We start from the raw sequence: 12,708 nt of genomic DNA, 5'->3' as shown, positions 1-12,708 counted from the left end.
GGCGGGCGTCGATCCCAGCCACTCTTTACAACTGGCCGGCCTGACCGCACTGAGCATTGCCCTTGCATCTGCCACTCAGGATATTGCCATCGATGCGTTTCGCATCGACAGCATCGCCGAGGATCATCCGGAGCAGCAGTCTGCCGCCTCCGCCATGGCCACCTCAGGATGGTGGACTGGCTATGCGGGCCTCGGCGCCATTCCGTTTTTTCTGGCCGATGATATCGGCTGGTCTAATGTTTATCTGTTATTGGCTGCCATTATGGTAGTGATTTCTCTGCTCGGTTTTATCGCCCACGAGCCGTTATCTAACCGCAATGCGACCTTTGCTGCCGTGCAGCAAAAATATCAGGATGCCGTCAAAGGACACCATCCACGAGCTTTAGCTATGCTGCTCGGCGTATTGCTGATTATTGCGGCTATCATGCTCAATGTGTTCGCTGCGCCGTTGTTTGCTTATCAACCGCAGGTAACTGCCGTGGTTGTCGTCGCTATCCTCGCGATGATTTTCCATTCGCTGAACCGAATCCTGGCCAACAGTAACCAGGCAGTCGATTCGATTACTCAGGCCGAGCAGGTTGTGGCCTGGATACTGTCTACGCTGGTTGAGCCATTACGCGATTTTTTCAAACGAAATGGCGTGGCAATGGCGCTGGCACTGCTTAGCTTTGTGTTGCTGTTTAAGCTCGGCGAGGCGTTTCTGGGTCGTATGTCTATTGTCTTTTACAAAGAAATTGGTTTCAGTAACGAAGACATTGGCGCTTATTCCAAATTACTCACCTGGCTGGTAACCGTCGTCGCATCAGTGATCGGAGCGGCCATTACGTTACGCATTGGCCTGATTAAAGGCCTGGTGATCGGCGGCGTCTCCATGGCCGCCAGTAATCTGCTTTTTTCCTTAATGGCAATCACCGGTCCGGATAAGACATTACTGGGCATCACCATTGTCATCGATGGGTTTACCGCCGCCTGGGGTACTGTGGTGTTTATGAGTTTTATCAGTGCTTTGTGCAATCGGGCGTTTACTGCCAGCCAATACGCCTTGCTGGCCAGCATTGGCACGTTGGGAAGGGTCTCGTTGGGCGCCTATAGCGGTGTAATGGTCGATGCACTGGATGGTGACTGGGCAATATTCTTTGTGATTACCGCCCTGATGATCATCCCCAGCATGTGGTTGTTATACCTGATTCGGCACAGGCTTAAACCTTTACTGGGTATGGACTAGGCTGCGCGCTGCACCTGATTTCGGCCGCCACGTTTGGCGTTATATAACGCCTTATCAGTGAGTTCGACCCACTCCATGTGGTTATTGAAACGGGTCTGATATTCACACACGCCCACACTAATGGTGAAGTCGATTTCGGTACCCTCATACACTGCCGGTCTGAGCGCAGCTTTACGACGCAGGCGTTCGGCTACCAGCATGGCCTGTTCACCGTCGGTATCCGGCAATAAAATCACATATTCTTCACCACCGAAGCGCCCACAAATGTCGGTTTCGCGGGTTGTGCGTCGAATGATTTCGGCCAGATACCGTATAACCTCATCACCGGCAGGGTGACCATAGGTGTCGTTGACCTGCTTGAAATGATCAATGTCCAGCATGATCAAACTGGAACTGGTGTTACTGCGTCCCAGTCGCTTGTATTCATTGACACAACATTCTTCCCAGAAACGTCGGTTGTTCAGTCCGGTCAGGCCATCGATACGACTGATACGCTTGAGCTTAACGTTAGCTTCTTCAAAACGTTGGCGGCTAACCACTTCATCGGTGACGTCATACACCACGATACAGATTGATGTCACCACGCCATGCTCGTCAACCAATGGAAACAGACTGACATTCTGATGCATATATTCTGAGGCGGATGTGACCGGTCGTGAGGCACTGAAACGGAACAGATAGGGACGTTGCTCAGCAATGATGTAGGCCGGGGTGTTGAGTTTAAACACCGGCGCGACTTTGCTTTTAAACCAGTTTTCATTGATTTCGCTGAATAATCCAAACAGATTCTGCCCCACAGCCAGGCTATCGGCGATATTGCTGTGACTCTGCATAAACTGATTCCACACCCGAATGGTGTAGCTTCGATCAATCACCACCAGGCCAACTTCCAGCGAGCCCAGCATATATTGCATCAGCTGCGAATTAATAGGTGCCGGTACGCTCATAACGTCTCCCGCACGATAAACTGAGTAATGGATCAATGGCGTCACTGGGGAATAACAGCAGCAAATCAAACTGAATATCGTGATTTTCAATGCTGTAACCAATTTCTGTGGCCAATAATCGGGTCCAACGTGAAACGTTGGACTCCAGCATTTGTTCTAAATCACAATGACGACCGAGAATGCTGGGATGGCTACGATTAAAACGGGTATTAAGCTGCTCCGCCAGCGCATTTAAACAGGCGCCGACCAGAATATTCGACACATCCATCAGGGCCTCGATTTCCAGCTCCTGACAGTCGCTGTCATGTTGATAGTTCAATAAATTGATCAGGCTTTCAAAGCTGGTTTCATTGAAGATGACCAACGCTTCGCCCTGTAGACCAACACTGGAAAATCCCTGCGAGACGGCAGAGACATATTCACTCTGCTGAATCTCTTCAATTGCCATACGCAATTCATTGGATTCAATCACATTGACGTTAGGTACAGGTAAGCGAATAAACTCATCAAATAGCTCGGCCAGTTTCTCACCGGCGCGCCCCATGGCCACGTTAGCCACTTCGCGATAAGCATCGATACGATCTTCTTTGCTGGTCGGCATATCCTGACTCGCAGGCTTGACCGCCGCCTCGCCAGTATACAATCCGAATTGACGCAGAATTTCCATCAGACGCGAGTTGTCTACCGGCTTACGTATGAAGTCCAGTGCGCCCAGCTTCAGCATGCGCTCACGGGCCTGACTTTGCACATCACCGGACACCACAATCACCATACAGGGCAAGTCCTGCTCTTTGATGATTTGCATGGTTTGGTAGCCATCCATCACTGGCATATTTAAGTCGAGGAACACTACATCCCCTTTACCCGCTTTAATTAGCTCCAGCGCCTCGGCACCATTTTCAGCAAAGCTGATCTCCACATCCCAGCCAGCGGGGATGCTGTTCGCCATTTGCTTACGTGCAAAGCGCGAGTCATCGCAAATTAACACGGGTAAAGACATTGTTGTTGCCCTATTTATTATCGTTTTTATTAGATGGCTACAGGTGCTTTTATGTGTGGATGCGCCTGATAATTAACCAGTTCAAAGTCATCATACCTGAAAGAAAAAATATCGGTAACCTCTGGGTTAATCTTCATTTCTGGCAGCGGATACGGTTCGCGACCCAATTGAGTTTCCACCTGCTCCAGATGGTTGAGGTACAGGTGTGCGTCACCGAAGGTGTGCACAAAGTCTCCAGCCTGCAGGCCACATACCTGCGCCATCATCATGGTCAACAAGGCGTAGCTGGCAATATTAAATGGCACACCGAGAAAAATATCGGCACTGCGCTGATAAAGTTGACAGGACAACTTGCCGTCCAACACGTAAAACTGAAAAAGCGTGTGGCATGGTGGTAGTGCTTGCTTACCCTGCGCCGCGTTATCTTTTGGCGAAAAACGGGTATCCGGCAACACCGCAGGATTCCAGGCACTGACGATCAGACGGCGGGAATCGGGGTTGCTCTTAATCTGCTCAACCACATCGCGGATTTGATCAATCACTTCTCCATTGGGGCCTTGCCAGCTGCGCCACTGAGCACCATAAACCGGACCCAGTTCGCCCTCATCCGTTGCCCATTCGTCCCAAATACTGACACCGTTTTCTTTCAAATAGGCAATATTGGTCTCGCCCTGCAGAAACCACAGCAATTCGTGAATAATGGAACGCATGTGGCATTTTTTGGTGGTCACCAACGGAAACCCTTCACCCAGATCAAACCGCATCTGATAGCCAAATACACTTTTAGTCCCGGTACCTGTGCGGTCTTGTTTCACAATGCCGGTGTCGCGCACATGGCGCATCAAATCCAGATACTGTTTCATGCAGATGCCTCGTTATGTTTTTTATAAGCACGCAGCATCAGATAGCTGCCCAGAATAATCATCGGAATACATAGCGCCTGACCTTGCGTGATCCATTCGCCATATAGGCTACGCACCTGTTCTTCAGGTTCACGCACATATTCGACCAGGAAGCGTAAGATGCCATACGCCAGTAAAAACAGTCCGGATACCGCTCCGCGCGGCCGCGGTTTAGATGAATACCACCACAGCAAGGTAAATAATACTAAGCCTTCGGTAAACGCCTGATAGAGCTGAGACGGATGGCGCGGCAAGTTGTCCACATGGGGGAAAATCATCGCCCATGGTACATCCGTGACACGCCCCCACAATTCACCGTTGATAAAATTACCGATTCGCCCTGCACCCAAGCCAATTGGTACCAGCGGCGCAATAAAATCTCCCAGCGCCAGTAATGGCATTTTGGCCTTACGCGCAAATATCCACAGCGCAAGAATCACACCCAGCATACCGCCGTGGAACGACATACCGCCCTGGTCGACGCGAAACAGGTAAACAGGATCTGCCATAAAATGCGCAAAATCATAAAACAAAACGTTACCAACACGCCCGCCGACCACTACGCCCATAAAGCTGTAAAACATCATGTCACTGAGTTGGTCTTTGCTCAGATGGGTGCGATGCAAACGGGTTTTGGCCAGTACAAACGCGGCAGCGAAGCCAATCAGATACATCAGGCCATACCAACGGATCGCCAGTGGCCCATAAATGTGAACAATCACCGGGTCGATTTGCGGAAAAATAAAATACTCATGCATAACGCGTTATCCCAAAAGCATGCGCAGGCCAACGATGACCAGAAACATGGCGAAAATCTTTTTTAATTGTTGTGTGGGCAGACGATGAGCCAGCCAGGCACCAATCCGGGTTGTGAACATAGACGTCAACACGATCCCGGCAGTGACAGGTAAAAAGACAAACCCCAACGCCCCCTGAGGTAAATCCGGATGATGCCAGCCGCCGACAATATAACCGACCGTACCAAAGATTGCGATGACCACACCGCCCAGAGAAGCGGTGGCAATCGCGGTTTGCATCCGTACCTGATACCACACCAGTGCTGGTACCAGCAGCGCACCGCCACCAATGCCCATTAACGCCGAAATCGTTCCCACCACGTTGCCAATGCCAAATAACTTAGTGGCGCTGGCCTGATTGCTGGATTGACGATTGGCCAGAAAGGCCATCTTGGCAGCTATCACCAGTACCATGATGCCAAAGAATGATTTCAACCAGGTGACAGGTAATTGGGTGGCCAGCCAGCTACCAAATATTGCGCCAATCGCCAACCCCATCGCCGTTTTAGGCACAATTCCTTTTTGCATATGCCCCAGACGGGCATGCGCCCACGCGGAAGAAGCACCGGTAATCACAATGGTAGAAAGCGACGTACCGATGGCCAGTGGCATCAATACATCGGCTTGTACATGGGCATAATGCGGCAACAGATACAGCATGGCAGGTACGATAAGCAAACCGCCACCAATACCCAGCAAGCCGGCAAACACCCCAACAACGGCCCCCAGGGCAAGACAAAACGTCAACAACGCTGCCCAATCAGACATGACCTATTCCTGTAATTATTTGCCCGCGCGGACTAAGCCGCCTAAGCCCATTAATTCTAATTCCATATTGACCGCATCACGCACATGCACGCCATCAGGCATGGCCAGCACCAATTCCAGTAACTCGCGAGCGCGCACGATATCAGTGCTACGAGCCAGCCATTTGATTTTCAGCAGACTATGGCTGTTCATGGATAAATGCCGATAGCCCATGGCCAGCAACAGTAATGCCCCGCACGGTTCACCGGCCAACTCGCCACACACAGTGACAGGCTTATGCACGGCATGGGACTGCTCGACGATAAATTTCATCGCCTGCAACACAGCTGGATGATAGGCATCGTATAAGGCGGACACCCTGGGGTTGTTGCGATCCACAGCGAGCAGATATTGGGTCAGGTCATTACTGCCGACCGAAAAAAAATCCACCCTTTGCGCCAGTTGTGGGATTTGATAAAGCACCGCTGGAACTTCCAGCATCACGCCAATTTGCGGCATATACAGTGTCTGACCGATTTTATTCAGTTCATCAGCCACTTCAAAATAAGCCTGGCGAATCAATCGTACGGACTCATCCACCTCGCCAACTGAGGTGATCATCGGCAACATGATGCGCAGATTTTGTAAGCCTGCACTGGCTTTAAGCATAGCGCGCACCTGCACCAGAAAAATTTCCGGGTGATCCAGCGTCAGGCGAATACCGCGCCAGCCCAGAAACGGGTTTTCTTCATGAATAGGTAAATACGGCAGCGGTTTGTCGCCACCCACATCCAGTGTGCGCATGGTAATGGCTTTATCTGGCTGAACGCTCAGCATTGCCCGGTATAATTCAACCTGTTCGTTTTCAGAGGGGAACCGCTCACCCATCATAAAGGGCACCTCGGTTCGGTACAGCCCTACCCCTTCATCCACTCCCGATTGCTGTTGTTCGAACTCCACAGCCAGGCCGGCATTAATCAACAAAGATACTTTCTGACCACAACGGGTCTGGCAGGGTAAGTCCGACAGGGTTTTCAGATGTTCGGTTAGCTCTGACTCTTCCCGTGCTAATGCCTGATATTCACTAAGAATCGCTTCACTGGGGGCAACGATAATTTCGCCGGAATAGCCATCAATGACCAGTGATTTGCCTGCCAGCATAGACACAGGCACATCGGTTAACCCCATTACCGCAGGTAAACCCATGGCTCTGGCCATAATCGCAGCGTGGGAATTCTGAGAGCCGCGCATCGACACGATACCGCACAATTTTTGCCGCGGATATTCGGCCAGCATCGACGCTGAAACTTCTTCAGCAACCAGAATAATTCGCTCCGGCAGGCACACATCCGCGTCCTGCATGTTAAGCATATTCACCAGAATCTTATCACCCACGTCGACCACGTCGACAGCGCGTTCACGCATGTAGGTGTCTTCCATGGATTGAAACTGCTTGGCGTATTGCTCCACCACCATTTTCAGACCCGATGCCGCATTCCAGCCCATTTCGATATGCGCCTCGACCTCATAGCCCAGGCTGCTGGCGTCGAGTAGATGATGATACAAGTCGAAAATGGCATGCACATCCTGCGGCAGGCTTTCACGCATGCGCTCAGCCATCTCCCTTACCTGAATCCGGGTTTGCTTAACCGCGTCTCGGTACAACTTGCGTTGCCCTTCAATGTCATCACTGCGGGTCAGAGTGTAATTGGCCAGCGTGGCCTGGCGATTGGCCGATACACCGATGCCTATGCCAATGCCTTCAGCACCAGGCACACCACGTAAATGGGTTTGGAATGTGGCGCGCGGTAGCAGAGCATGAGTATCCAGCGCACCGCGGGCTTCCGAATGGACAATGACCAGCGCGATTTGCGCGGCAAGGGTGACTAAAAAAGCTTCTTCATCTTCATTAAACAGGCGCCGAGCCTGCTGCTGGAGGGTTATTACCCCCAGTACTTTACGTTGATGAATAATCGGCGTACCCAGAAACGCGTGGTAGGTCTCTTCTTTTACTTCCGGGTAATGTTTAAAGCGGGGGTGGGATTGTGCATCCTCAATATTGATGGGTTCTTCACGTTGGCCAATCAGGCCGATGAGCCCCTCAGAAAAGCCTATAGCGACGTTACCGACCGCACTTTTTTCAAGACCCTCTGTTGCTTTGAGCAAAAACGCCTGTTGCTCGTAATCGGCCAGATATATCGAGCAACAATCGACTCCCATGGACTGCTTAACGCGTGTAGCAAGCAGCGTCAGCGCATCGTTGAACACGAGCGTCTGATTTACTTCCTGCACAATGCGTTTAAGCGTACCTAACATGAATGTCTGCGACGTTTCCGTTGTGAACGATGCTGGCGATTTGGTTTAGGCTGCGGCGCTTGCTGGGTCATGACCACAGGTGCAAACTCCTTCATCACCCGACGATAAACATCCCGTTTAAACGACACCACATTACGAACCGGATACCAGTAACTCACCCAGCGCCATCCATCGAATTCTGGGTGCCCACTTTTTAATACATCCACATCTTCATCTGCACATGTGAGTTGCAGCAAAAACCACTTTTGTTTCTGGCCAATGCAAACAGGGTTACTGCCCTGCCGAATCAGGCGCTTGGGTAATTTATATTTTACCCAGTTTTTGGTCACTGACAGAATTTCCACGTCTTTGGGTTCTAGTCCCACTTCCTCGTGTAATTCCCGAAACATGGCCTGTTCAGGCGATTCACCCTGGTCGATCCCGCCTTGCGGAAACTGCCATGAATGCTGCCCATAACGTTTAGCCCAAAAAACCTGCCCAACCCGGTTACAAATCACTATGCCGACATTCGCACGGAATCCTTCGGCATCAATCACTTGAACTCCCGGAGAGTTAAAATTGCGTATGACCGCATTCTTTCACACAACGCTACAACTGGCAATCTGGCCTGCGCTTACTGCATAATATCTATTCCTGACCAGAAGCACGCCCTAACCCGCTGATTTATAGAGATTTTTAATGCAACCACCAACAAACCCACCGGCCAGTTTGGATGATTTGATGCAGCGCGTAGTGCAGATTGCTGGTTTTACCCTTGGCGAATTAGCCAGCCTGGCAGACTTAAAGGCGCCCGCCAACCTGCGTCGACATAAGGGCTGGGTGGGCCAGTTGATTGAATTGTGGTTAGGAGCCGAGGCTGGCAGCCAGCAAACTCAGGACTTTGCGCAATTGGGGGTAGAACTCAAAACCTTACCGGTGGACGAAAGCGGATCGCCACTGGAGACCACCTATGTGTGTTATGCCCATCTCACCGGGATTGCCGGGCTGAACTGGCAGCAATCGAATGTACGCAATAAATTATCCCGCGTACTATGGATTCCTGTGCAGGGCAGTCGCGATATCCCGCCCGCCCTGCGCGTCGTCGGTAACGGATTTTTATGGCAACCAAATAACGACGAGGAACAGGCACTGCGCAGCGATTGGGAAGAAATCATGGATTTCATCTCGCTCGGTCAGGTAGAAAAACTCACAGCCCGGCAGGGTGAAGTGATGCAAATTCGCCCAAAAGCCGCTGACGGACGCGCATTGACCGATGCCATCGGCCCGGATGGCAGCATTATCCAAACCCGACCCCGGGGATTTTATCTGAAAAAGTCCTTTACCAAAGCGATCCTGCAACGCCAGTTCAACGAATAACAGCCAAAAGGTAGCAAACAATCCCCGGCACGATAAGCACTGACGGATTGCAACGAATCTATGCTACCGTGGCTATGTTGTTGTTTTTCATACAGGCAAACCGGTGCAGTACATCACCTCGTTATTTAATATTCCCGCAGACTCCCTGCTAATCGATGGTCAATACAGTCTGCCACTGGTGCTGCTGTCCGTGCTTATCGCAGCCTTTTCGTCGTTTATGGCGCTACAGATTTGCTCGCAGTTGCGCGATAGCTTCAGTGCCATGCGTCGCCGAGTCATCTTGTTAACCGGCAGTATCGCCCTTGGCGGCGGCGTATGGGCCATGCACTTTATTGGCATGCTGGCGTTTGAATTGTGCACGGATGTGGAATACGACGGCTTGATCACCGCATTGTCAGTATTGCCAAGTATTGCGGCTTCGCGAGTGGCACTGGGTCTGATTTCCAGACAGCAGATCAGCTTCCCGCAGTTATTGCTCGGAGGCGTATTAGTCGGTGCCGGGATCGGTACCATGCACTATGCCGGTATGGCCGCAATGCAAATGGCGCCCCTGCTTCGCTACGACCTGAGCATATTTCTGGTGTCGATATTGGTCGCCGTCACGTTGGCAACACTATCGCTGTGGATCCGGTTTGCGCTGAGTGCGCTGACTTCACGTTTTAATCTGCTGCAAACCAACCTGCTGGCAGGTCTGATCATGGGCTGCGCTATCGCTGGCATGCATTACACCGGCATGGCCGCCGCGCGCTTTGTGCGCCCACCTGGGCTGGAATTATCAGCGCAAACTGCACATATATCGTGGATTTTGGCCATCGCCGTTACCGTGTTCACGGTTGCGATTATCAGTCTGGTGCTGGTCGTTAACCTGATGTACCGCTATCGGGATATATCGATACAGGCGAATGCTAACGCCAAGCGTCTGGAGTCGATAATGCGCAATGCCATCGACGGGATTTTTATCGTCGATCAGCGCGGCATCATTGTTGAAACCAATCCTGCTGCGACCAGCATGACTGGCTGGCAACCAGATGCGCTGACCGGTCGCTCGTTTGGCGTTTTGTTGTCAGAGCAGCAACGTGAGGAATATAAAACTCACCTGAACAACTTTCGTCGCACCGGCGAATCGGTACTGACCGGCACCAGTGAAGAAATTTCTATTTTCCGACCCGACGGCAGCACCTTTACCGCGCGCCTTGGCCTGGGTCGCTTTGAGTTAGACAACGAAGCCTATTTTGTGGCGTTTTTGGCCGACATTAGCGCTCGGGTTGAAATGGAAAAACGTATGCGCGACAGTGAGCAAAAGTTTCGCTCACTGATTACCAATATTCCCGGTATTGCCTATCGCTGCCTGAACGAACCTCAGTGGCCAATGTTGTTTATCAGTGACGCTGTCGAACAAATCACCGGTTTTAGTGCCAAGACCTTTACCCTGCCATCGCCACAAATGTCCTTTGCCGATTTGTATCATCCGGATGACGTAGCAGCCATCGAGGCGGCAGTAAAACAAGACAATTCCTTTAGCCTTGAATACCGTATCCGCGACAATCAGGGTGATATTCACTGGATGCTGGAACAAGGAACTAAGGTCCGTGATGAACAAGGCAATGTAATGTGGATCGACGGCTTCATTATGGATATTACCGAGCGCAAAAATATGGAGCAGGCGCTCAAACTGGCGAAAGAGAAGGCTGAGGATGCTGCCGCCGCGCGCACCGCCTTTTTAGCCAATATGAGTCATGAAATCCGCACACCGATGAATGCCATCATTGGCTTCAGCGACATTCTGTTGCATACCCCACTAAATGACGAGCAACAGCGCCACCTCAGCACCATCAGCCATTCCTCCAGATCTCTGTTGCATTTACTCAATGACATTCTCGACACGGCCAAATTAGAAAAAGGCAAGCTGGAACTAGAACAGCGGGCATTCAACCTGACTGAAGAAATGGATATGGTGATTTCTACCCTCTATCTGCAGGCGCGCAACAAGGGACTGCTGCTCAATACCGAGATTTCAGGGAATCTGGCTCCCTATTACCTTGGCGCCCCGGAACGAATCAGGCAGGTGCTGACCAATCTGATTGGTAATGCGATCAAATTTACCGAACAGGGCAGTGTTGCTATCCGGGTTATTCCCTGCAGCGATGGTGTGCAGTTTGATATTGAAGATACCGGCATCGGTATGACGCAGGCACAGCTCAGTAAAATTTTCGAGCCCTTTACTCAGGCTGATGCATCCATGAGTCGTCGTTTCGGCGGTACCGGCCTCGGTACAACCATTAGCAAACAATTGGTGGAGCTGATGGGCGGCAGAATAGACGTACGCAGTGAGCTGAACAAAGGCAGCTGTTTTAGCGTGTGGTTACCCCTCTCGCCGACAGACGCGCCACAGCAAGGTCCTCACCCTGCCACCGTGACCTCATTGCCACCGATGCAGGTCCTGATTGTCGACGATATTGAACAGAATCTTGAACTGTTACAAATTTTGCTGGAACGCCAGGGGCATCAGGTTGAGTGTGCCAGAGATGGAGAGCAGGCGTTGGTCAGGATGCAGCAACTACCCAATCTGCAACTGGTTTTAATGGATGTGCAAATGCCAGTTAAAGATGGCTTAACCGCTGCGCGTGAGCGACGCGAATTCGAACAACAACATCAGCTTGCCGCCCTACCGATTATTGCGATCACAGCCAGTGTGCTGGAAGAAGACAAACAGGCCGCGTTTGATGCCGGTATGAATGGCTTCGCCAATAAGCCAATTGATGCGCAAAAACTGTTTCAGGAAATTGCTCGTGTGATGGGCATGGATGTCAGCCACTGCGTGCTGGCAAGTCCGCGGCCGACAAACCATACCGAAGAAGTGAATGTTGCAGCAGGCAGTGCGCTATGGGGTTCAGAAAAGCGCTATACCCAGCAGTTATGCGACTACGTACAAAGACTTCAGAGCCAAATCCCAGACTTTCTGGCACAGGTCGGGGCGCAGAAATTTGACGCGCTCAAACTCATCGCGCACCGTGAGAAAGGCGTAAGTGCCAATTTGCATTTGAGTAAATTACCAGCACTGTTTGCCGACCTCGAACATGCTTGTGAGCAGGCAGACAGCCAACTGGCGCGAGAGATATTCGCTCAGGTAGAACAGTCGATCGACAAGGTCAGACACATGCATTGTCTGCCAGACGCACCAACAGACGCGCCGAGGCAGCAAGACAGACCACGTCTGCTAACGTTACTACAAGCCCTGCTTGCCGATGCAATGGAAAACCAGATCGATGATGATAGGTTGCGCTTGCTAGGTGAATTTGACCTGCCAGAGCAACCAACCGTGCTTAATGCCATCGAGCAAGCCTTTGATGATTTTGAGTTTCAGGTCGCGTTGCAGCACCTGAAGCCATTAATTCAAACCTTAAGTGAGCAGTAATTC

10 protein-coding genes are annotated in these 12,708 nt (G+C 51.2%); 3 read left to right on the top strand and 7 right to left on the bottom strand.

The window, feature by feature from the left end; all coding sequences use genetic code 11:
- On the top strand, positions 1-1,225 hold a 1,225-nt coding region (locus TK45_RS16240; protein ID WP_165490766.1), incomplete at its 5' end, for an AmpG family muropeptide MFS transporter.
- On the opposite strand, the gene TK45_RS11410 is transcribed toward TK45_RS16240, so the two are convergent.
- Genes TK45_RS11410 through rppH form a run of 7 tightly spaced genes read right to left on the bottom strand, consistent with a single transcriptional unit; the run spans position 1,222 to position 8,470 of the window.
- Positions 1,222-2,172, bottom strand: a complete 951-nt coding sequence (locus TK45_RS11410; protein ID WP_131258861.1) for a GGDEF domain-containing protein — start codon at positions 2,170-2,172, stop codon at positions 1,222-1,224. The genes TK45_RS16240 and TK45_RS11410 overlap by 4 nt on opposite strands.
- The gene (locus TK45_RS11405) at positions 2,150-3,172 is read right to left on the bottom strand and encodes a response regulator (protein WP_131258859.1); all 1,023 of its coding nucleotides are present in this window, start codon (positions 3,170-3,172) and stop codon (positions 2,150-2,152) included. The genes TK45_RS11410 and TK45_RS11405 overlap by 23 nt, the downstream gene beginning before the upstream one ends.
- 29 nt (positions 3,173-3,201) lie before the next feature.
- Positions 3,202-4,035, bottom strand: a complete 834-nt coding sequence (locus TK45_RS11400) for a thymidylate synthase (protein ID WP_131258856.1) — start codon at positions 4,033-4,035, stop codon at positions 3,202-3,204.
- On the bottom strand, positions 4,032-4,832 hold the full coding sequence (gene lgt, locus TK45_RS11395) for a prolipoprotein diacylglyceryl transferase (RefSeq protein WP_131258853.1): 801 nt from the start codon (positions 4,830-4,832) through the stop codon (positions 4,032-4,034). Before lgt ends, TK45_RS11400 begins: the two co-directional genes overlap by 4 nt.
- A 6-nt stretch (positions 4,833-4,838) precedes the next feature.
- A complete protein-coding gene (locus TK45_RS11390; protein ID WP_131258850.1) occupies positions 4,839-5,639 on the bottom strand; it encodes a sulfite exporter TauE/SafE family protein in 801 nt (266 codons plus the stop codon).
- A gap of 15 nt (positions 5,640-5,654) precedes the next feature.
- Positions 5,655-7,934, bottom strand: a complete 2,280-nt coding sequence (gene ptsP / locus TK45_RS11385) for a phosphoenolpyruvate--protein phosphotransferase (RefSeq protein WP_131258848.1) — start codon at positions 7,932-7,934, stop codon at positions 5,655-5,657.
- Positions 7,928-8,470: an RNA pyrophosphohydrolase gene (gene rppH, locus TK45_RS11380; protein ID WP_131258846.1), complete on the bottom strand. Its 543-nt coding sequence runs from the start codon at positions 8,468-8,470 to the stop codon at positions 7,928-7,930. Before rppH ends, ptsP begins: the two co-directional genes overlap by 7 nt.
- A 142-nt stretch (positions 8,471-8,612) precedes the next feature.
- On the opposite strand from rppH, the gene mutH reads away from it, so the two are divergent.
- Together mutH and TK45_RS11370 are read left to right on the top strand one after the other, a co-directional pair.
- Entirely contained in the window at positions 8,613-9,290 is a 678-nt protein-coding gene (gene mutH / locus TK45_RS11375) for a DNA mismatch repair endonuclease MutH (RefSeq protein WP_131258844.1), read from the top strand.
- A gap of 103 nt (positions 9,291-9,393) precedes the next feature.
- Positions 9,394-12,705, top strand: coding sequence for an MHYT domain-containing protein (locus TK45_RS11370; RefSeq protein ID WP_131258842.1), 3,312 nt, complete (start codon positions 9,394-9,396; stop codon positions 12,703-12,705).
- Positions 12,706-12,708: the final 3 nt, after the last annotated feature.

The organism is Bowmanella sp. JS7-9 (assembly GCF_004329715.1).
Taxonomy (GTDB): Bacteria; Pseudomonadota; Gammaproteobacteria; order Enterobacterales; family Alteromonadaceae; genus Pseudobowmanella; species Pseudobowmanella zhangzhouensis.
The sequence above is the reverse complement of the archived record's forward strand: the minus strand, read 5'-3'. Positions and strand labels throughout refer to the sequence as shown.

What these genes read in the sequence shown, in the direction of transcription:
- TK45_RS11410 (WP_131258861.1), bottom strand. Translation starts at nt 2,172, where the DNA reads ATGAGCGTACCGGCACCTATTAATTCGCAGCTGATGCAATATATGCTG.
- TK45_RS11405 (WP_131258859.1), bottom strand. Translation starts at nt 3,172, where the DNA reads ATGTCTTTACCCGTGTTAATTTGCGATGACTCGCGCTTTGCACGTAAG.
- TK45_RS11400 (WP_131258856.1), bottom strand. Translation starts at nt 4,035, where the DNA reads ATGAAACAGTATCTGGATTTGATGCGCCATGTGCGCGACACCGGCATT.
- lgt (WP_131258853.1), bottom strand. Translation starts at nt 4,832, where the DNA reads ATGCATGAGTATTTTATTTTTCCGCAAATCGACCCGGTGATTGTTCAC.
- TK45_RS11390 (WP_131258850.1), bottom strand. Translation starts at nt 5,639, where the DNA reads ATGTCTGATTGGGCAGCGTTGTTGACGTTTTGTCTTGCCCTGGGGGCC.
- ptsP (WP_131258848.1), bottom strand. Translation starts at nt 7,934, where the DNA reads ATGTTAGGTACGCTTAAACGCATTGTGCAGGAAGTAAATCAGACGCTC.
- mutH (WP_131258844.1), top strand. Translation starts at nt 8,613, where the DNA reads ATGCAACCACCAACAAACCCACCGGCCAGTTTGGATGATTTGATGCAG.